The sequence below is a fragment of the Serratia sp. HNCC26DJ244 genome (assembly GCF_057180565.1).
Map to the genome: position 1 here is coordinate 85,715 of NZ_JBXUGO010000013.1, position 20,664 is coordinate 106,378.

Genomic DNA, 20,664 nt, shown 5'->3' on the forward strand with positions numbered 1-20,664 from the left:
ACCACAGTCGCTTGAATAACAGCGGGAGCCCCCTGCGCAGGTCGATATTTTATAGTGAAAGTTGATCGATAGCCTGCATGATGCGTTTATCAGAAATCGGATAAGGCGTCCCCAACTGTTGGGCAAACAGGCTGACGCGTAACTCCTCGATCATCCAGCGCACCGCTTTCATCTCTTCATCCTGTTGACGTTTGGCTGGCAATTTATTCAACCACTGTTGCCAAGCAAGCTGTACCCGCTCTACCCGCAGCATTTGTGCCCGATCACGGTGTGGGTCGATCGACAGCTTATCTAAGCGGCGTTCAATCCCCTGCAGATAACGCAAGGTATCCGGCAGTCGGCTCCAACCGTTATTGGTGACAAAGCCACGGTAAACCAGGCCTGAAAGTTGAGCTTTGATGTCTGATAACGCCAGTGCCAACGCGATATCAACACGCCCTTTCAGACGTTTATTGATGTTGAATACCGTCGTTAAAATCTGTTCAACCTGCTTGGCAATATCTACCACCGTTTCATTTAGCTCGGCACGCACTGATTCCTGTAACCGGGCAAAGCTCTGCTCTTGCCAAACCAACCCACCATGCTCGGCCATCAGTTTATCGATACCGCAGGCAATACAGTCATCGATTAATTCCAGCACCTTGCCATAAGGATTAAAATAGAGCCCCAGTTTGGCTTTATTCGGCAATTTTTCATGTAAATACTTGATTGGCGATGGGATATTCAGCAACAGTAGACGGCGCGTTCCTTGCCACATTGCTTGCTGCTGTTCCTGCTCACTCTCAAACAAGCGGATAGCGACACTCTCTTTTTCATCTACCAACGCCGGATAGGCCTTAACGGAATAGCCTCCGCGTTTCTGCTCGTAAAATTCCGGCAGTTTACCAAAGCTCCAGATATGCAGGTTGCTTTGCTCCAAGCCGTCGTCCGCCACCGATGATAATGTTTGCTGCACGTTTGCTTTCAACTGCTGCTTTAAGAGCGCCAGGTCTCTACCTTCACGTAGGGTTTTCTGCTTTTCACCCACCACGCGGAAGGTCATTTTTAGATGATCGGGAACCGAATCCCATTGCCACGCCTCTCGTGACACCGTCACGCCGGTCATGCGCCGTAACTCTCGCTCCAATGAGTCCAATAACGGCAGTTCTTGTGATGTTACGCGGCCAATAAAGGCTTCGGCATAGTTTGGCGCAGGCACAAAATTGCGGCGTATTGGCTTGGGGAGTGATTTGATCAGCGCAATCACCAACTCACGGCGTATACCGGGGATCTGCCAATCAAAGCCCTCTTCTGCCACTTGGTTAAGAATCGGTAAGGGAATATGAACCGTGACACCATCCGCATCAGTCCCTGGCTCAAACTGATAGGTCAGCCGCAATTTCAGGTTACCTTGATGCCAATAATTAGGATAATCCAACGCGCTAACCCGGTTGGCCCCCTCTTTAATCAACATCTCTTTTTCAAAATTGAGCAGATCAGGTTGTTGCTTAACGGTTGTTTTCCACCAACGGTCAAAATGGCGGCCAGAGACAATTTCATTCGGAATACGCTGATCGTAGAAGCTGAACAAGGCTTCATCATCCACCAAAATATCGCGGCGGCGCGATTTATGCTCCAACTCTTCTACTTCTGCACGTAACTTTAAGTTAGCAGCAAAAAACGTATGTCTGGTCTGCCAATCCCCTTCGACTAAGGCATGGCGGATAAACAACTCACGGCACAGTAATGGGTCAATAGTGCTGTAATTGACCTGGCGAGCGGCAACAATCGCCAAGCCAAACAAGGTCACCTTTTCACTGGCCATTACCGCACCTTGGGATTTAGACCAGTGAGGTTCACTGTAATGGTGCTTAACCAGGTGTTGAGCCAGCGGTTCTATCCATTCAGGCTCGATACGCGCGGCAATTCGCCCCCACAAGCGACTGGTTTCCACCAATTCGGCGACCATCCCCCACTTTGGCGGTTTCTTGAACAAGCCTGAGCCCGGATAAATAGAGAAACGCGCATTGCGTGCACCGCTATACTCTTGTTTATCGCTATCTTTCTGCCCTATATGCGAAAGTAAACCACTCAGTAGCGAGGTATGAATACTGCGATAGTCAGAAGGCACACTGTTCACTGGCAGGCCTAGTTCTTTCACTACCTGACGCAATTGGGTGTAGATATCCTGCCATTCACGCACACGCAGATAGTTGAGGAAATCGCTACGGCATAAACGACGGAACTGGCTGGACGAGTTCTCCTTCTGCTGCTGTTGCAGGTAATCCCACAGGGAGACAAACGCCATAAAATCAGAGTCTTTATCAGCAAAACGGCGGTGTTTCTCATCCGCTGCCTGCTGTTTCTCCAGAGGCCGCTCTCGCGGATCCTGAATCGATAGCGCCGAGGTGATGATCATCATCTCACGCACACTGCCACTTTTCTGCGCTTCCAATACCATCCGCGCCAATCGCGGGTCAATGGGTAACTGGGCTAATTGACGGCCTTGAGGAGTCAATTGGTAGTGGCCATTATCAGCGGTTTTAATCGCCCCCAACTCTTCCAAAAGCCGCACACCGTCCTGAATATTACGCTTATCGGGTGCCTCAACAAACGGGAAGGCGGCAATATCCCCCAGCCCCAACGAGGTCATCTGCAAAATAACTGAAGCCAGGTTGGTACGTAAAATTTCCGGATCGGTGAATTCTGGGCGCGACAAGAAATCCTGTTCCGAATACAAGCGGATGCAAATACCTTGCGACACACGGCCGCAACGGCCTTTACGCTGGTTGGCGGAAGCCTGTGAGATAGGCTCGATGGGCAGACGTTGTACCTTGGTGCGGAAACTATAACGACTGATACGCGCTGTTCCGGGGTCAATAACGTATTTAATGCCCGGTACAGTGAGTGAGGTTTCGGCTACGTTGGTCGCTAACACAATACGGCGGCCTGAGTGACTTTGAAAAACCCGGTTCTGCTCACTGTTGGACAAGCGGGCATAGAGTGGCAACACTTCCGTATGCGGTAAATTTAGTTTATTCAGCGCATCGGCAGTATCACGAATTTCACGTTCACCGCTCATAAAGATCAGAACATCGCCAGGCCCTTCTCGCCCTAGCTCGTCGACCGCATCAAAAATTGCCTGTAGCTGATCGCGCTCATTGTCATCCGCATCATCGACCACTGGACGATAACGAACATCAACCGGATAAGTACGCCCAGAAACCTCAATAATCGGCGCATGATTAAAATGACGTGAAAACCGCTGAGGATCAATGGTCGCCGAGGTAATGATCACTTTCAGGTCGGGGCGTTTAGGCAGTAACTCCCGCAGATAGCCCAAGATAAAATCAATGTTGAGACTACGTTCGTGCGCTTCATCGATAATCAGGGTGTCATACTGCAACAACTGTCGGTCTTGCTGGATCTCAGCCAGCAAAATACCGTCAGTCATCAGCTTGACCAAGGTATTTTCCCCCACCTGATCATTGAAGCGTACCTTGTAGCCCACGCTGCCGCCAAGTGGGGTTGCCAATTCATCAGCAATGCGGTTGGCAACGGTGCGTGCAGCCAAACGACGTGGCTGAGTATGGCCGATTAAGCCTTTAATTCCCCGCCCCAGCTCAAGACAGATTTTAGGTAACTGCGTCGTTTTGCCCGACCCGGTTTCACCCGCTACAATCACCACTTGGTGATCACGGATAGCATTGAGGATCTCTTGTTTTTTCTGGCTGACCGGCAGATTTTCTGGATAGGTAATTTTCGGGCATGATGCGCCCCGCGACTGCACTTTTTGCAACGCTCGGGTGATATCACTGTCTATCTCAGCGGCAATGGCCTGCTGAGCCTCTAAATTTTTGACTCTTTTGGCACCTTGCAACCGACGTTGCAGACGCACATGATCACGGAGCATTAAGTCATCCAGTCTAGATGACAATCCCGCGAGCGGAGATTTCACGTTGGGTATTCCTTATTATTCATTCTTTGCTTGAGCTGCCCGCATACCGTTTAAACAGATTAAAAACCGTACTGGCAGAACTCATTGCTATATCAATGTGTTACTACTTACTACTTGGCGCACGTAGCAGAACGCTTTTTATTTCTTCAACCACTGGCCATTAATGCCGCGTACATATTCACCCGCAGGCGCGCGTGTCACCAATTTCTGCCCAGCCAGGCGGGCGACACTATCGGGGGCGATATTATTGTTTTCTGCCACTTCCTGATATTTTTGCGAACGCCCCTGGTTAATTCTTTTCACCAAATCCAACGTTTCAGCATCCTGCTTCAATGGCGCAATGTAGCCACTCAGTGTTTCTCCTACGCGTCCTTGTTGCTTGGCTTCATCCAAAGTCAAAGCCTGCACCATCGTGCTGAATGACCAACTGGCAACTAGCCACCATAAATATCGGCGTTTCATCCTGACTCCTAAAAGAGACCGCTATGGGTTTTCAGCAGATTTTCCACATCGCTATCCACTTTGATACGGATTTCATGCTCAATTTTGACATTCATATTGATGGTAATCGGATCTTTGGGTGTTGCTACCTCAATACGCGGTACGCAAGCACTCAGTAAAGTGGCGCACAGTACAACTACCAGTGATGGCCTGGCCATGATATTCATTGTGTTACCCCAGGTTTAGAGAGGGCCTGTTCCAGCCACTCTTGTAAATTGTCACCAAAGCGCAGACTACGCCACAACTGAAACACATTTTCCTGATGGCTATAGTTTAAGATGATGGCACGCTTGGCATTTTTTTGCGTGTTTACCCCATCAATACGCGTTTTCAGCGTCAGTTCTCCCAGATTATCGAGGTCAACCTTAGCCTTTAAGTGGTTGATTTCGACATAACGTAACCAGTCAATAGCGGCGCCTGTCGCCAGATTATTACTACCGATAGCATCTGCCATCTCCTTATCTAACCGTAGCGTCAGCACCCCCGCATTGGCTATCCAACCCTGCTTTACCAACCATTGAGGATGGTTGAGGAAAAGGGGTAATTCACCGTCAATGCGACCTGACATGGCAAACTGTTTCGGATTAAGCGCCGTAAACAGCTCGCTGAGGTCGATTTTATCGAGTTTAAGTACCGCCGCTTCATGCTGCGGCATACGCAAGGCTGAGAGGCTGATATGCCCATTAAGCATTTCCAGGCTGACGTTACTTAATGTCAGGGGATTGGCCTCGCTATAAGGGTAATTCCCTTGTAAGTCAGCGGTAATATTCTGTATGGCAAACAGGTTATTGAGTGACTTGATGCGCAGCATCACTGGCCGTTTGCCGCCTAATTGCCATAAATGGTTTTTTAGCCGGTAAGGTAACACAAAGTCCAAACCACTCATTTCCCCATCACTCAGCCACATGCCACCATTACGGACCACCCAATGGCCGCCAGCCGTAAAACCTTGTCCGCGCGCTGCGGAAAACGCTGACTGGGCATAAAACTCCCCTTGCCGCAGTTTGATATTCAAATCCGCTGGCAATAACGGCTGAAATACCGTTAACGATTGTTTAGGCCACCACCCCTCCCCCCTTAGGCGCTCACCATCCCAGCGGCCTCGCAGGCTTATCGGACCAATCTGCTCCGCCAACAAACGCCCCTGCCATTGGAAATTATCAGGCTCCTTGCCATTCAGTTGCAGGTCCAGCACCGTAGGTGGCAGATAGCTACCTTTACTGAAGCTCACTTTATCGGTAACCAGTTTAAGGCTGCCGGCAAATTGTGGCGCAACGGCCGTACGCTGCCAGATGATCGGCTGCTCAAGCGTCAAACGTGGTGCGGCTATAGTCACCTCGCCATATTTAAGCTGATTAAACCCGGTAGACAAACTCTCTAAGGTAATGCGTGTATCCTGCCAGCGTCCACTGCCTGCGATATCCCAGGTGGCCTGCAACGGTGGCAGTTTGCCATTCCCCCAGTAGCGCCATCGCCAGTTGCCATTATCGGGCCAGAAATCTTTTGCCTGACCATCCAGATGCACATTGGATTGCCCCCAGTAATTATCGCTGACAGCAATAATCGCCTGTAAACGGCCAGTAATTCCCGCTGCCGTCACCGTTACCCCAGCAAGTGGCAGACGAGCCTCTTCCAACCGGATGCCATCCGCCGGCTCCCCCCACGCACGTAACAGCGAGCCAGGGAGTAACGTCAACGAGGGGTTAAGAATCGAGCCATTAATCATGCCCGGAATGGAAGCACTAGCAGAAAAATCAGCCAGATTAGCCTGACCTGTAAGCTGGAAATTGAGATTGCTGTTGATTAAATCTACCTTACCTGGGCCTAAGGTGAGTACCGCATTACCTTTACCATTATGGCCAGTAGTGATGACATTGAGGCGAGCAGTAATTTGAGTGTCAGCCAGCCCTTTGCGCCAATCATCTAATGCCACACTCAGGCCACCACTAAGGGGTTGATCAATATAATGCCAATGCCATTCACCTTGCTCAATGCGAATCTGCTGAGGGGTTACTTGCCAGGGCAGGCTTGCCAAGGGGCGTGGACTCCCCTGTTCGGTTAACGTCAACAGGCCCTGCTGCTGTTGCCAGTGTAAATCCAACAACAACGGTTTTTCAAAGTAGGTGGTCTGTATTTCGCCTTGCAGAGAGCCCTGCGGCGGCAAACTATCCAGCGCGATGGGCAGAGTCATTTCCCCAGTCAGTTGTAACGGCTCCCCCCCAGCGAATGGCTGGATAATGAATTGGTTGAGCGTTAACTGCTGATGTTCATCCAGTTCCGCTTTAACAGTAAGATTATCCCCCTGATAATCCAGAGAGAAGCGTTTGGCCGATGAAGCGAGTTGTACTTTACCGGCATAGGTTTGCCAGGGTGTGAGTGTCAATAGATTGATGCTGAGATTAAATGCTGGCAATTGGTTTTGTAGGCGATCTAGCGCCAGCGGAGGGCTGTCTGTCTCTACGGGGAGTTTCGAAAAACAGGCTGTATCCACATTGAGTTGGTCGCTGCTTAGTTGCCACTTACCGCGTTGATAAGACAAACTGAGCGCGTTGACTGTGACCAGGCTACAATCCTGGGCATTAAAACGGACATTAGCAAGATGCAACGCCCCATGCTGCCAACGTAAAGGCCCTTGTAACACCAGTTGGCTACCTTGGGGCAACCAAGGCGCTACCACTCGGGGCAACCAGCTCGGTAAGGTTTGCCATAATGTCACCACCAGTAGCACGATTCCTGCTAATATCCCGATGGCTATTTTAAATTTTTTTGTCATCAAATACTGACTTTAACCTTGATAAACATCATCTACATCTACATGGCGCTAATGATGGCATGAATCCCCTGCCAGGTGAAGAAATGGCTAACGCGGTGTACAAGGATGAAAGAGATGACCGAAGTAAGGAACACTCACATGGTTAATAAGAACGAACGCATCAAAGCACAGGTTAAACGCGTGGTGCTTGCCGCTTTGTTACCTGCCTTGGTAGGCAGCATGTTGATGTCCATCTTGGGGGTGTTCGTCACTGGTGAACTGGCAATCTTTGCCAAAGGGATGCTGATGTTCCCATTGTTTGCTTATTATTCGGTTGGGCTTCAATCCATTGTTTACTCTGTGATATTAGAATTTATCATCAATCCTTATATTAAAAATCATCTGTTAGCCATAGCAGCCAGTGTTCTTTTCGGCGGGCTGGTGGGGGGTATGCAATTTGCCTTTTTCGGAGTGATTTTAGGGGCATTGACTGGGGCAATTGTGGGCGCTTATATTCGCCAACTTTATCGTCAGGCAACTCAATCAACTCAATAACCGCACTTAACCCTTGTAACACTAAGCCCCAAGCCATTGGCGGTGATACCGTGGTTTTCTCTTGGCGGCTTATACTGAAAGATCACCGGAGCCAGGGCGATTATTCTGGCCAATTTATCTCACCAATCCAACTCCGGTTGTCAGCTAAGTGAACTATTTGGCACAAGCAGTCATGCTGAGCGCTGAGTCTTCACACTGTTTACCATTTGGCAATTGGCACATCCTGATCGCGTCACCATTAAGTGTGTGGGTCATGGTGGTCACCCCGCCAACATTGGCACAATTAGTGCTGGTCGGAATCACGCCAATATTGGCGTTTGTGGCAAGCTGTGCAGGCTCTTCCTGGTTGCTACTGCAAGCAGCCAAAGAGAGTACGGCACCGGCAAGCCACCATTTTGCTTTAAACATGATATCTCCCCATAAGACTGTAACGATACTGATAACTGATGTTGATAACTTACGTTAATAACTGCGAGAGAGCTATTACGCTGAACCTCTCATAGCCCCTTTATTATACTCAGCATTCTGTCCGGCGCGTATGTTTTTTAGCCATAATCTTTGGGCATATTAGAATCGGCCTATCCATCAGGTAATAAATAACCCCTAATTAATGAGCTGATGCCTTTGACAATAAATTAATCACCAATACCCCGGCAAGAATCAACCCAATCCCAATGACTGCGGGTAAGTCCAATTTTTGCTGGTAAATAAATATTGCCGCAATAGAAACCAGCACAATCCCCATTCCGGACCAGATGGCATAAACTATGCCTAATGGCATGGTTTTCACGACCATTGACAGTCCCCAGAATGCGATAACATAGCCCACGATAACAATTAACGAAGGCCATAAGCGGGTAAACCCGTCCGCTGCTTTCAACATTGTCGTCGCAATCACTTCAGCGATAATCGCCATAATTAAATACATCAAACCAGTCATAATTCTGTTCTTCTTTCTGTCTTGGTCGCCTTGCCAATAGTCGCGTCTGGCACAGATTCCCGCCTCTCTGGCGTTAAGATAGGCAGGATGATACGTAACGATTAATTTAATATTAAACCCAGACAATAGGGTATCGCAGTGCCCCTATTGTCACCATCACTTTATGAATGAGCCCGTTATCTCCGCCACACAAACAGGTTAAATATCGCGTATAGCCCTTGTGAAGTGCACGGTGACGACTTGGCATTTAGCCATGAACAGATGAAGCAGTTCACTGCAAGCGGATTTTGGCCACTGTACCACTTCGATCCCCGCATTCCCATGACGGCATGGCGGCATGGCGGCATTGATGCTAGACTCTCTGCCACCCAATGGGGAGCTAGCTAATATTTTGAACAACGAACCGCATTTTCCCCGCCTGAGTACGCAACAACCGCAAGTCGCAGCTGTACTGTACAAGATTGCCGAACAATAGTTGCAAGAAAAGCACCCTTTTCTTAGTCTACTGGCGGGTTAACAGACCTCGACGTAAGCTCTTCTAGCGCAACCTATTCGCGTCCATTTTTATTCTATTTTATTGAACCATTCTTGCAGTTTATTTTGATTTCAATTGATTTATGATTGTTCCATTATTTATCGCACCTTGATACGCCAATATGACCAACAACATCACTGAGCAAATGCCAGTGATCATGGCGCAAAGATAAATCACATTGCTTCAGGAGTCTTTCATGTCAGATAACTTTATTGCTCTTGCACAAAAACGCAGAACTATTTATGCCCTTGGGAAAAACTTACCCGTTTCCGAGCAAAACGTCATTGATACCATACAGGAAGCCATCCGTCAGGCACCTTCAGCTTTTAACTCACAAAGCTCCCGAGCATTGATTCTGCTGGGTGATAAGCACGAAAAATTCTGGGATCTTACCCTGGAGCAACTGCGCAAAATTGTGCCTGCCGCAAACTTTCAGCCCACCGCTGATAAAATTGCTGGCTTCCGTAACGCTGCTGGCTCGGTGCTGTTTTTTGAAGATCAGGATGTCATCCAAGGTCTTCAACAGCAGTTCCCAGCCTATGCCGATAACTTCCCTGTTTGGTCAGAGCACAGTTCTGGGATTGCGCAATATGGCGTATGGCTAGCTTTGGCTGAAAAAGGCATTGGTGCCAACCTGCAACACTATAACCCGCTGGTTGATAGCGATGTTCAGAGCACCTGGAATGTACCTACAAGCTGGAAACTGCGCGCACAAATGAACTTTGGTTCCATCGAAGCGCCTGCAGGAGACAAAGCGTTTATGGATGATGCTCAGCGTTTTATCGTTGCCAAATAATTGACTCGCTCCCTGCCCTGATTGAGTGCGCGGGGAGACCTAGCTTGGCTCCGTTTAACAAACGGAGCCTTAAATTATGGCTTCTCTTCTCCACGTCGAAAGTAATAGCCACAGTGGGGGCAAATCATCGTCATATTTTTTCTTGATTTATGCGTACTCTGTTGAGCAGTGCGCGAACATTTAGGACATCTAACATCTACTGATTTGCTACCAAACATCTTAAAACTATCAAAGATAGACATATCTTTTATCCAGTAGAGACGTTGGATCCCAGTGTACGCTTAAATGCTGATGATTAGGCTTTTCAATTGTTTTTTCTGCTCCCTTTGTGTTGCCAAGACGTTTTTTGGCTATCAATCCGCAATAAGGGTTGTGAATGATCAAAACAAGAGGACTTAACAGCCACACCCTATCCCTTTAACGCCCATCCTACTATCTGCATCGGGCAGAGACTGCAACTTGCAGCAACTTAGGTATAATACGCATTGCCCCTTTTTATTGCTCTTAAAGCCTCTAGTTTTTACTTGCAAATCTCTTGCAGCACGGGCTCAAAACTAACAGACAGCTTTGAGCGAGGAGCTGACGTGATTACTTTGATTAAGCTAATTCCCATGGCAAATCTTTACGCCTATTTGCTGGTCTACGAGGGTTTGTTATCAGGACTCTCTCGCATTGCCAGCCCGCCCTGCATCGGGGATTACATCTGGATAACGCCACCAAGCATCATTGATGCCCCGGACATCATTAGCCCCATAGTGAATGGCGTCGCTGTTCCACCAGACATAATCGTCATGACCGCACCAACCGCTACAAGTACCGCACCGAGGATTGTTTGAAACACCCCTCCCTTTTTAATGCCGATGATGATAGATGCGATTCTGATATCGTCACTGCCTAAGAACTCAAGTTCGTCACGATCAATATTGCGCTTACCGTTGAAAACAGCAAAGGTCAGGCCACGATCTTTGGCGGTCTGTAGGAATTTTTCAAACCCTGGGATAGTGACAGATAGCGCCTTGATGGCTTCCTTCGGTGTAGATACCACCAACTTATGAACACGTCCAAATGTTGCGCCGAGGACACCGTAGAGTCTGACCATCCGATACTCATGTGTGGTGGAATTCATATTTTCTCCAATAAAAAAGGCCACCTAAGTGACCTATAGTTGAGTGGTTATATTTATTTAACTCGCCACATTCTGTATTGCCCCCATAAACCCACCTCGCTTATATATTCCTGAGGTGTTCCGTCAGCTACTAAATCAAGGGTCTTTCTCATTCCCATAGTTAATACATTACATTCATTACTGACACGAAGCTTATGAGGACCATTAGCAAGATAAGCCGTAACAAACTGGTTTTGTTTCAAAACGGCAACATTTTCATCATCGATAGCAATAAGGAATTTACACACTCCCCCGCTCCCCGCGCCAATAAATTGTTTATTTCTTGTCACGGTAACTTTTGTTTGTTGCGTACCATTTTTGGGTATGACTATTTCTTTATTTAGAATCTCTTCCGCTGGTCCATATGGACGAGCACAACCAGCCAAAGTCAGAGCAGTCAGAGCCAAAAGTATTTTTTTCACATCCCTATCCCTATTGGTCATAATCTGCTACATAATATCACCGCTTGACGACAGAAACACTATTCGATGGGGTGCTGGACACGTCTATAACAGCGGTATCCGCACCCGATACGGGCCGATTATATCGAAGTTTGATAATTGTCCGGTATTGCCTACGGCACGCGCTGGCTAAGCTGGCCGTACATATGGTGGATCATCATTCCATCACTGATGTAAACACCGATGTAAACACCGGCATGGTTCGGCTCATCCGCTCGTATCTGCATAATGATTACATCACCAATCTGCAGATCATCAGCAGTCGGTACAAAACCGGCTTCGGCATAGTGCTGCATGTAGAGGTTTTCACCCCGGTTCCACCACCCGTCTGCCCGCTCGAAGTTTGGCAACGTTACGTCTCGCTCAAGCTGGTACCAATCGCGGATGATGGCGTAACAATCCCAGAAGCCGTGAACGTTCGCTTCGCTCAGCGAACGCCGGGCGGTAGATAAAAAATACCTTGGGTGTACCAAGGCCGATTTAGAGCATAAAAAAACCCGCTCATCGGCGGGCTTCTATTCGAACTTTCAGACTGTTTGAATAACCGGTCCATTAACAGTCATTACCATCTGCTTAAAATCGAATTTGGGGATCACTGGTACTTGCTTCATGCGTATTTCCTTTCAGAAATGAACCCTTGTCGCCCAGGAAACCAGCCCAAGAAGGTACGCCTACTACTACTGGCATCCTCAAAGGTTCATTTCTGAACAGGCTCTTGGTTTGGTTTAAGCACCGGCGCGGTGCGGATACAAAAAAGCCCCACCGAAGTGAGGCCTCTTTGATACGAGAAGATAGTGACTGAGTAACGACTCTTATCACATTAGCGCATAAATTGCGTACACGTTACCGCTTTGCGTATCGTTCCGGCTTTATCTCAACAAAGCCATTCGAAGGGGTGAAAAAATTACAGAAAAGCAGAACAAAGCCAGATCCTTTGTTACGACACGAATTCGATCAGCTCATTTTGAGTTTATCCGGGCAGTCAAAGAATCTTTGGCAATTTGCCATTTTCTCAGGGATGAGACACGGAGAATTAGCCGCGCTTGCGTGGAAGGATATCGACTTGGAGGCAGGAACGGTGAATGTACGCAGGAACCTAACTGCGTTAGGTACTTTCGGCCCTCCTAAGACTAAAGCAGGGTTTAGAACAATTTCAATGCTGACTCCAGCACTCGATGCGCTAAAGGCTCAAAGGGAACTGACGGCGCTTTACCCAAAGACTGAAATCACTTATCACCACCGGGAGTATGGGCATACGGAAAAATAGAAACTCCATTTTGTGTTTATGCCGTGGCAAGCTAAAGGGGAACAAAAACCGTATTACTCATTATCATCGATTGGTGCCAGATGGAATGCCGCTGTAAAACACGCTGGTATTCGGCGGCGTAATCCGTACCATACACGACATACTTTCGCATGCTGGTTATTGTCGGCCGGTGCAAACCCCTCTTTTATCGCTAATCAGATGGGGCATGATAACGCGCAGATGGTGTACGAGATTTACGGAACATGGTTCGAAGAACTGAATAATGAACAGGTGAACATGCTCAACGCCAAGCTTGCTCAGTAATACGTTTTGCCCCAACTTTGCCCCTTTTGAGATTTGAGAAGTAACAAATGAATGAAAATCAAGTAATTAAACCTAATGAGCAGTACAACCTGAACAAATTGCAAAAACGCCTGCGCCGTAACGTCGGGGAAGCGATCGCGGATTTCAATATGATTGAAGAAGGTGATCGCATCATGGTTTGCCTGTCAGGTGGTAAAGACAGCTATACCATGCTGGAGATCCTGCGCAATCTGCAGCAAAGTGCACCGGTCAACTTTTCACTGATCGCCGTTAACCTTGACCAAAAACAACCCGGTTTCCCTGAGCATATTTTGCCAGAATATCTGGCAAGCCTAGGCATTGAATACCAGATTGTTGAAGAGAATACTTACGCTATCGTTAAAGAGAAAATCCCTGAAGGTAAAACCACCTGTTCTCTCTGTTCTCGCTTACGCCGTGGCATTCTTTATCGCACCGCCACTGAGCTTGGTGCCACCAAAATTGCTCTCGGCCATCACCGTGACGACATTTTACAGACACTGTTCTTGAATATGTTTTACGGCGGCAAACTGAAAGGTATGCCTCCAAAGTTGATGAGTGATGATGGTAAACATATTGTGATCCGCCCTTTAGCCTACTGTCGCGAAAAAGACATTGAGCGTTTTGCCCAGGCAAGACACTTCCCCATTATTCCGTGCAACTTGTGTGGTTCACAACCCAACCTGCAGCGTCAGGTGGTTGGCGATATGCTGCGTGACTGGGATAAACGCTATCCTGGCCGCATCGAAACCATGTTCAGTGCCATGCGAAATGTGGTGCCTTCCCATCTTTGTGATACCGAACTGTTCGATTTTAAAAATATTCACCACGGCAGTGAAGTTATCAATGGAGGGGATCTGGCTTTTGATCGTGAAGAGTTGCCCCTACAACCGATGGGCTGGCAGCCTGAAGATGAGGACTCGCCAACCCTTGAACGCCTGAACGTATTGGAAATTAAATAGCACACTTCCGCCCGTCTGCAGGCGGATTATTGGATCGCGGTAGGAAGGCAGTGATCGGCCTCCCGCGACTAACACACCCTGCTTCTACCTTGCGTGTTCCGCGTAAAAATGCTGCTTTCCAGCAATGCTAATGTGTAACCGTGACTTACGCTCTGCGCTGGTAAGCCGAGGGTTTATCAACAGGCACGTTCGGAACCCGTCTGAGGCATCTGCGCAGACGGGCTATCGTTAATTACGCCCTGACTAAGAATTTTCTTCGAAAAAACGTTGAAAAAACGCTCACCTTTCCGTATACTTTTTAGCCTGTTTTTATTGTCGCTGTTTCAAACTGATTAATAAGGTCGGCACCATGATGGTGTTGGTTGTAACGTAGAGGGAATTATGTCGTTAAATGTTATCTATGTAAGTGCCAATGGCACTAAAAATGCGCTGGGAACCGAGAATAGCCCCATGGATTTGGCTACTGCTGTTTATGCTGGGGGCGAAAATAGCATTATTGTCCTATTGAATTCCGCTGGGGCAATTCAAACATCTGGCGTGGCGCTGTTTAAAAACCAGTATATCCTAGGTGAAGGAGCCAGCGCAGTGGTGTATCACGCCGATGGTGTCACCACTGAGAATTATACCGCCCCTGGATCAGGTGGTGCCCTGTTAAACGGCATATCAAAATATAACGCCGTCGTTGGCACCAATATGCATACCGAAGGTCCTGCCGTGGTAGGCGTAACAGCCAGCGGTGGGGTAAACAATGCGGGGATTATTGCAGAAACACGCTATAACTTCGTGTTGTCTGGCCAGTCGAACATGGCGGGTTGGGAAGATGTGGCTGATTTTGATCCTGAACTCCGTAGCGTACAGGAGCAGGTTAAAATCTGGACCGGTAACCAGTTTGAAAGCTTGACGCCGAATAAAAATACTAATCCACTGGAATTTGGTGCCGCCCCAGCCAAGAGTTGGGCGGGTTCTGAGTTGTCTCTTGGTGTTAACCTGACACAGGCATTAGGCTCAGAGGTCTATCTCACCAAGGTCACATCCGGCGGTACGTCTATCGTTCGTTGGCTGAACGGCGATATGCTTACCCACATTTTTACCAACACACTCAAGTCATCACAGGCGATTGCCGATCAGGGATATGCGCCATTTATCGGTGGCGTTGGTTGGACTCAGGGGGAACATGATTACGGCCGACACAGTGACTATGATCAGAAGCTGCTCACCTTGCTTGCCCGTATGCAAACCGAATTTGCCATGGAAGACCTCAAATTGATAGCAAGTGGAACTTCTCCTTACCTAGGAGGACCACAAATAGAAGCCGAGTTGCAACAGGCTGCTAATGCGTCTGATCGTATTGAGTTTTTCAGTATGCAACACTTCCAGAAGTCGTCTAACGGACTGGTACACTTTGATGCGGAAGGATATTCCTACATGGGGTATCAGTTTGCCGTCAACTTATTGAAAGATCTAATGGGTAGTCCCGTATCACAGGAGGATATTACCGGCTATATCCCTCTGTGGCTGCGGCCTGTAGCCCCTGAAGCCAATGACGATCGTGTCACCGTGATCGCAGGCCTCACGGAAGACACTGGTAATGTTCTACTCAATGATAGTGACTATAACCCGCAGGCTATTCATGTTTCAGCCGTTGGCAACCGCATGGACGCCGTTGGCGAATGGATTAACCTGGAACAAGGGGGGCGCATCCAGATTTCCGCCAATGGGAAATACATCTTTGAGCATCAAGGTGCCTATGCCGATCTGGCCTTTGGTGAATCAGTGCGGATTGCCATCGACTATCAGATCAGCGATGAAACTGCGTTGACCAATCATGCCCAACTGCAGCTGGTGATTTACGGCCAAGGCCCTGCCGATCAATATACCACTATTTATGGTAATCAAAACAATAACGTCCTGACTGGCAGTGACCAGAATGACATTATCTACGGTTATGAAGGTAATGACGTTATTTATGGCAATAACGGTAGCGAAATTATATTTGCCGGTGCAGGCCATGACATTATCTATGCGGCCAAAAACGGCAATACCGAGGATGCTGAGGCGCGTCATATTATCTATGCTGGCGAGGGCTCTGATACGGTCTATGGCGCCAAAGGGGATGACTTTATCGACCTGGGTGAAGGCAATAATACCGTACGCAGTTACGGTGGTAATGATGAAATCATTGCTGGGGATGGCAATGACTATATCTTTGCTGCTTCCAATAACCTTCAACTGGACAAAGGCTTCACCAAGCAGATCAACAGCGGTGCAGGCAATGACTATATCGAAACCTCGGACAGCGACGATACCATCGTAGGTGGTGATGGCAATAAACATATTTACACCTATGGCGGAACAGACAGTATCAAGGTTGGTAACGGCAATAATACGATTAGGGCTTACGCCACAGACCGCAATGATGATATCAATGTCACTAAGACCATCATCAGCGGTAATGGCAGAGATATAATTGATACATCCTACGGCAATGACAAAATTATGGTAGGCAACGGTAATAAAATTATCCGTACCTACGGCGGTAATGACACCATTACTACGGGTAACGGTAATAACTATATTGATACGGCCAGAAACCGCAATGAAGGCAGCGGCAATACCGTTAAGGTTATCACCGGCAGTGGTAACGATGTGATCCACACTGGGGCCAGCAATGATCTGATTGATTCCGGGGATGGTAGCAACACCATTTTCAGTTACGGCGGTGATGATTATATCAAGACAGGCAGCGGGAACGATAATATCCATGCCAATGCCAGTAACCGCAATGACGACATCGGTCACAGTAAAACCGTGATCAGCGATGGTGGCCGCGACGTAATTCATACTTCCTATAGTAATGATACAGTGATTCTGGGCGATGGCCAGAAAACGGTCTACACCTACGGCGGTAATGACAGCATTACCACGGGTAACGGTAATAATTACATTGATACTGCTGTAAGTCGCCTCGCCGGTAGTGGCAACGAAACCATGATCCAGACGGGTGATGGCAATAATGTGATCCACACCAGTAGAACAGATGACTATATCGTGACCGGGAACGGGAATGACATTATTTATGCTTACGGTGGGAATAACATCATTGAGTCTGGTGGTGGCAATGACATGATTTTTGCCTTTGATCTCGACCGTAATAATGACAAAGATAAAGTGAATTATATTGACGCTGGAGCAGGTAACGATACGGTCCATGGCACACAGGGTGAAGATACCATTATCGGTGGCTTTGGTGATGATACCTTATACGGCTACACGGGCAACGATCTGTTTATTTTCAGCGACGGTGCGGGTAAGGACATTATTGCGGACTTCAATGTTAAAGATGACAAGATATTGTTCAGCAACTCAGCTTTGAGCTTTGACGATCTGCACTTCAAGGCGGTGAATAACGACACGATAGTGTCTTATTTTGACAGCCAGATTACCCTGCGCGGAGTTGCAATCGTTAATATTGAAGAAAACCTGTTTATTTTCTGATCCTTTCATTTATCTAATGACAACAAGGGACTATCCCATTGTTGTCATTAGTTTTTCCATCTTTGATTGAAATACTTCTGACGAAGATGAACAGGGCAAGCCCATCGATTTAACGCCTTTACGATTGTCTACCCTATTTTGGTTGTGAACCTGATCACACTTAACGCATTAGCTACCTGACATCATGAATTCTATGTATTACTGTTTTTTTATACAGTAAATAGGAGATGACTGATGGATATTACCCCTTGCGTTTCACATGTCTCGTTAGGAACCAATAAATTTGATCTTGCCGCACAATTTTATGATCAGGTACTCAGTGCGCTAGGTTGCCGGAGAGTGCATGATTTCCCCGGTGCCATTGGCTATGGCCATGAGTACCCAGAGTTCTGGCTGCAAATCCCTATAGATGGTAAACCTGCTGGCACCGCCAATGGCGTTCATGTTGGTTTTTTTGCCACCAGTAAACAACAAGTTGATGCATTTTATCAGCAGGCGTTGGCCGCAGGGGCACAAGATGAAGGCGCACCAGGCCTTCGCCCGGAATATGGTGATGCTTATTATGGCTGTTTTGTTCGTGACTTGGATGGCCACAAAATAGAAGCCAGTTTCTGGAACGAAAGTGTCGCCGGCTGCTGCTAGTGCTTGGCCAGTCAGCCACCCTGTCTTGCCACAGTAATACTGATAAAACGTTGGCTAGCTCTGCACCACTCAAAGAAATATCGATAAAAAAATGCCGGTGATTAAACCGGCATTATTGAATCAAATCTGCTATGTGCATAATTCTAAAATAAAACAATTATGGAGCGCAACGCCCATCGCTCGACGTTGCATTCACCTGCGCTTAAAAGCATGCCGCATTTATAATAAAAATATGTTGATGCTGCTCAATTTAAATGATCTTTTCCGTAAGAATTTTGCTTATAACCCGCTCACCGTAACGCTTCAACCACAAGCAACTGCCCATCAGGGCCACATGTGATTGGGCAAACATACCCATACTGTCGTAGTGACTTTGGCTAACCCGAGTAAAACATTCTCTTTGGTTATGGGAAATTTGTTCTTCCTATCGATAACAGATGACCAGTGAATTTATGTTGTTGGCAAAAATCTGGCCTTACAGACTGGGGGCTTGCCAAGCGACACGCTATTCACATCAATCGCCAAGTCTGCTGACCTTTTGGTGTTGCTGATCAAAAGATAAGCTTTTGAATTTAAATAAAACAATAATAAAACAACATTAAACATTAAATTATTATTGTTTTACGATAATTTTATTGGCATGATTGCACTTCCTGATACTCATAAAACAGAGGTTCTTATGTCAACAACACGTATTTCAGTCCTAAGCAAACGGATGGCTACCATCACTCTCGCTTTTCTTATCATGATGATCTTGCTGAACGTGGTCGCTTGGTTATTTCCTAGCAATATTGCCGGGCATGGCTTGGGGTTTTCTCTGACGGAGACCTTTATCAGTGACAGCAAAGTTAATGTAGCATCGCTGCCAGGATGGCAAATTGCCGGCGCTATTATTTTATCCAGCATTCCACTGCTTGCACTGGTGTTTGGGCTCTATCAGTTGCGTCTGCTTTTTCAAACCTATGCACAAAAAGCCTATTTTTCCGTCACTGCCGCACAACATTTGGGACGAGTGGGTAAATCTATTGCCATCTGGACGCTGTTAACCTTTCTTTGTGAGCCTTTACTGAGCATTTGGTTGACCATGCAAGCGCCTGAAGGTCAACAATTCATCTCGTTTAGTTTCACCGTACAAGATGTTGTTGCCTTATTCCTCGCTGTTTGCATCACCATCATTGCTCACATATTGCAACAGGCAAGTATGATATACACAGAAAATCAAGAGTTTATTTAAAGGTATTACTATGACAATCATCGTGAAACTTGATGTGCTGTTAGCCAAGCGAAAAATGAAGTCTAAAGATTTAGCGTCAGTCATTGGTATTACAGAACAAAACGTCTCTCTGCTAAAACAAGGTAAAGTGAAAGGGTTACGTTTTTCTACTCTGGATGCAATTTGTCGCTATTTAGAATGTCAGCCCGGAGATATATTAATTTATTCTGATGAAACAAAGCCAGACAATGAATAGCTGCCGGGAGAGCAGCTAGATCATAAATATGGTTCTTCCGTTTTATCAGCAAGTGAGAACCTCAGGGATGAGGTTTCATAATCCCCAACAGAATACCAACGAACTGCCATTCCCCCGCTATTCCACTAGATGTCGTCTTAACGTGGGGTTATCGCGGTGAATCTGACGTCACTTGATAACGATAGCCCACCCCATGTACCGTGCGAATCAATAATGGGTTGTTGGGATCCTGTTCAATCACTTTGCGTAGTTTAGAAATATGCTGATCCAGGGTGCGGCTGTTGGGTAAATAGTCATAACCCCAGACCGCGTCGAACAACATTTCCCGAGTTACCACTTGATTTTTATGCTGATAAAGACAAACCAGAATTTTTATCTCACGCAGCGATAACTCCAGACGCTCTGTCTGGCGTAGTGCACACAACTCATTGGGATAGACGGTCAAGTCGCCAAAGCAGAAACGGGTATCCGGTTGCGGGTTATTTCTACGCAAACAACGCCGAGCAATGGTTTTAATTCTGGCGCGAATTTCATGAATGCCAAATGGCTTACTGATATAGTCATCAGCACCCAGTTCTAACCCCACCACACGATCAATCTCTTCATCTTTGGCCGATAAAAAAATAATCGGGATATCTTCATCCTGTTTGCGGATTTCACGGCATACCTGATAACCATCCATCTCTGGCATCATGATATCCAGAATCATAAAGTCTGGTTTTTGCTGCTGGTATTTTTCCAGCGCCACTTTGCCGTTTTCCGCAGCAATCAGCGTGTATCCCTCACGGGAAAGCGCTTCAACCAATCCTTGGCGAATATTGGTATCATCTTCAACCACCAGTATTTTCATCATTCTCCCTTGGGAT

General features: G+C 47.2%; 17 protein-coding genes and 4 pseudogenes. 10 read left to right on the plus strand and 11 right to left on the minus strand.

The window, feature by feature from the left end; all coding sequences use genetic code 11:
• Nucleotides 1-49 precede the first annotated feature (49 nt).
• The 4 genes from hrpA to AC2A06_RS12120 all read right to left on the minus strand — a co-directional run bounded on the left by hrpA (nucleotide 50) and on the right by AC2A06_RS12120 (nucleotide 7,211).
• A complete protein-coding gene (gene hrpA / locus AC2A06_RS12105) occupies nucleotides 50-3,937 on the minus strand; it encodes an ATP-dependent RNA helicase HrpA (RefSeq protein ID WP_484380438.1) in 3,888 nt (1,295 codons plus the stop codon).
• A gap of 138 nt (nucleotides 3,938-4,075) precedes the next feature.
• Entirely contained in the window at nucleotides 4,076-4,399 is a 324-nt protein-coding gene (locus AC2A06_RS12110; protein ID WP_023490885.1) for a YdbL family probable chaperone protein, read from the minus strand.
• Nucleotides 4,400-4,407: 8 nt separating this feature from the next.
• Nucleotides 4,408-4,596 (minus strand): YnbE family lipoprotein, encoded by a 189-nt coding sequence (locus AC2A06_RS12115; protein WP_369794318.1) that lies wholly within the window; start codon nucleotides 4,594-4,596, stop codon nucleotides 4,408-4,410.
• A gap of 5 nt (nucleotides 4,597-4,601) precedes the next feature.
• Nucleotides 4,602-7,211: a YdbH family protein gene (locus tag AC2A06_RS12120; protein ID WP_484380439.1), complete on the minus strand. Its 2,610-nt coding sequence runs from the start codon at nucleotides 7,209-7,211 to the stop codon at nucleotides 4,602-4,604.
• A gap of 105 nt (nucleotides 7,212-7,316) precedes the next feature.
• On the opposite strand from AC2A06_RS12120, the gene AC2A06_RS12125 reads away from it, so the two are divergent.
• On the plus strand, nucleotides 7,317-7,745 hold the full coding sequence (locus AC2A06_RS12125) for a hypothetical protein (protein WP_484380440.1): 429 nt from the start codon (nucleotides 7,317-7,319) through the stop codon (nucleotides 7,743-7,745).
• A gap of 153 nt (nucleotides 7,746-7,898) precedes the next feature.
• On the opposite strand, the gene AC2A06_RS12130 is transcribed toward AC2A06_RS12125, so the two are convergent.
• Complete coding sequence (locus tag AC2A06_RS12130; protein ID WP_484380441.1) at nucleotides 7,899-8,153, minus strand: putative hemolysin; 255 nt, start codon at nucleotides 8,151-8,153, stop codon at nucleotides 7,899-7,901.
• 199 nt (nucleotides 8,154-8,352) lie between these two features.
• Nucleotides 8,353-8,685, minus strand: coding sequence for a DMT family transporter (locus tag AC2A06_RS12135; protein ID WP_023490893.1), 333 nt, complete (start codon nucleotides 8,683-8,685; stop codon nucleotides 8,353-8,355).
• Nucleotides 8,686-8,883: 198 nt separating this feature from the next.
• Here AC2A06_RS12135 and AC2A06_RS12140 point away from each other — a divergent pair.
• A pseudogene (locus AC2A06_RS12140) lies at nucleotides 8,884-9,157 on the plus strand (thiamine pyrophosphate-dependent enzyme); the annotation flags it as partial.
• A gap of 259 nt (nucleotides 9,158-9,416) precedes the next feature.
• On the plus strand, nucleotides 9,417-10,016 hold the full coding sequence (locus AC2A06_RS12145) for a nitroreductase family protein (RefSeq protein ID WP_023490894.1): 600 nt from the start codon (nucleotides 9,417-9,419) through the stop codon (nucleotides 10,014-10,016).
• A gap of 74 nt (nucleotides 10,017-10,090) precedes the next feature.
• Here AC2A06_RS12145 and AC2A06_RS12150 read toward each other — a convergent pair whose 3' ends face one another.
• From AC2A06_RS12150 to AC2A06_RS12165, 4 genes and pseudogenes are all read right to left on the minus strand, one after another.
• Nucleotides 10,091-10,258: a YnfU family zinc-binding protein gene (locus AC2A06_RS12150; protein ID WP_484380442.1), complete on the minus strand. Its 168-nt coding sequence runs from the start codon at nucleotides 10,256-10,258 to the stop codon at nucleotides 10,091-10,093.
• Nucleotides 10,259-10,716: 458 nt separating this feature from the next.
• Nucleotides 10,717-11,142 (minus strand): annotated as a pseudogene (locus tag AC2A06_RS12155) (tail assembly protein); the annotation flags it as partial.
• A gap of 53 nt (nucleotides 11,143-11,195) precedes the next feature.
• Complete coding sequence (locus tag AC2A06_RS12160; RefSeq protein WP_484380443.1) at nucleotides 11,196-11,603, minus strand: hypothetical protein; 408 nt, start codon at nucleotides 11,601-11,603, stop codon at nucleotides 11,196-11,198.
• A gap of 37 nt (nucleotides 11,604-11,640) precedes the next feature.
• Nucleotides 11,641-12,058: pseudogene (locus tag AC2A06_RS12165) on the minus strand (NlpC/P60 family protein); the annotation flags it as partial.
• Nucleotides 12,059-12,489: 431 nt separating this feature from the next.
• Here AC2A06_RS12165 and AC2A06_RS12170 point away from each other — a divergent pair.
• The 7 genes and pseudogenes from AC2A06_RS12170 to AC2A06_RS12200 all read left to right on the plus strand — a co-directional run.
• A pseudogene (locus AC2A06_RS12170) lies at nucleotides 12,490-13,212 on the plus strand (site-specific integrase); the annotation flags it as partial.
• Between the two features lie 47 nt (nucleotides 13,213-13,259).
• Nucleotides 13,260-14,192: a tRNA 2-thiocytidine(32) synthetase TtcA gene (ttcA, locus tag AC2A06_RS12175; RefSeq protein WP_484380444.1), complete on the plus strand. Its 933-nt coding sequence runs from the start codon at nucleotides 13,260-13,262 to the stop codon at nucleotides 14,190-14,192.
• 381 nt (nucleotides 14,193-14,573) lie between these two features.
• Nucleotides 14,574-17,687: a sialate O-acetylesterase gene (locus AC2A06_RS12180; protein WP_484380445.1), complete on the plus strand. Its 3,114-nt coding sequence runs from the start codon at nucleotides 14,574-14,576 to the stop codon at nucleotides 17,685-17,687.
• A gap of 234 nt (nucleotides 17,688-17,921) precedes the next feature.
• Nucleotides 17,922-18,329 carry a VOC family protein gene (locus tag AC2A06_RS12185; protein ID WP_023491700.1) on the plus strand — a complete coding sequence of 136 codons (408 nt, stop codon included), beginning with the start codon at nucleotides 17,922-17,924 and terminating at the stop codon, nucleotides 18,327-18,329.
• Nucleotides 18,330-18,420: 91 nt separating this feature from the next.
• The gene (locus AC2A06_RS12190; protein WP_484380446.1) at nucleotides 18,421-18,669 is read left to right on the plus strand and encodes a hypothetical protein; all 249 of its coding nucleotides are present in this window, start codon (nucleotides 18,421-18,423) and stop codon (nucleotides 18,667-18,669) included.
• Nucleotides 18,670-18,969: 300 nt separating this feature from the next.
• Nucleotides 18,970-19,563, plus strand: a complete 594-nt coding sequence (locus tag AC2A06_RS12195) for a DUF2975 domain-containing protein (RefSeq protein ID WP_484380447.1) — start codon at nucleotides 18,970-18,972, stop codon at nucleotides 19,561-19,563.
• A gap of 10 nt (nucleotides 19,564-19,573) precedes the next feature.
• Complete coding sequence (locus tag AC2A06_RS12200) at nucleotides 19,574-19,798, plus strand: helix-turn-helix domain-containing protein (protein ID WP_023491697.1); 225 nt, start codon at nucleotides 19,574-19,576, stop codon at nucleotides 19,796-19,798.
• 148 nt (nucleotides 19,799-19,946) lie between these two features.
• Here the strand turns inward: AC2A06_RS12200 and AC2A06_RS12205 are convergent, their stop codons facing one another.
• The gene (locus AC2A06_RS12205) at nucleotides 19,947-20,648 is read right to left on the minus strand and encodes a response regulator transcription factor (protein ID WP_023491696.1); all 702 of its coding nucleotides are present in this window, start codon (nucleotides 20,646-20,648) and stop codon (nucleotides 19,947-19,949) included.
• Nucleotides 20,649-20,664: the final 16 nt, after the last annotated feature.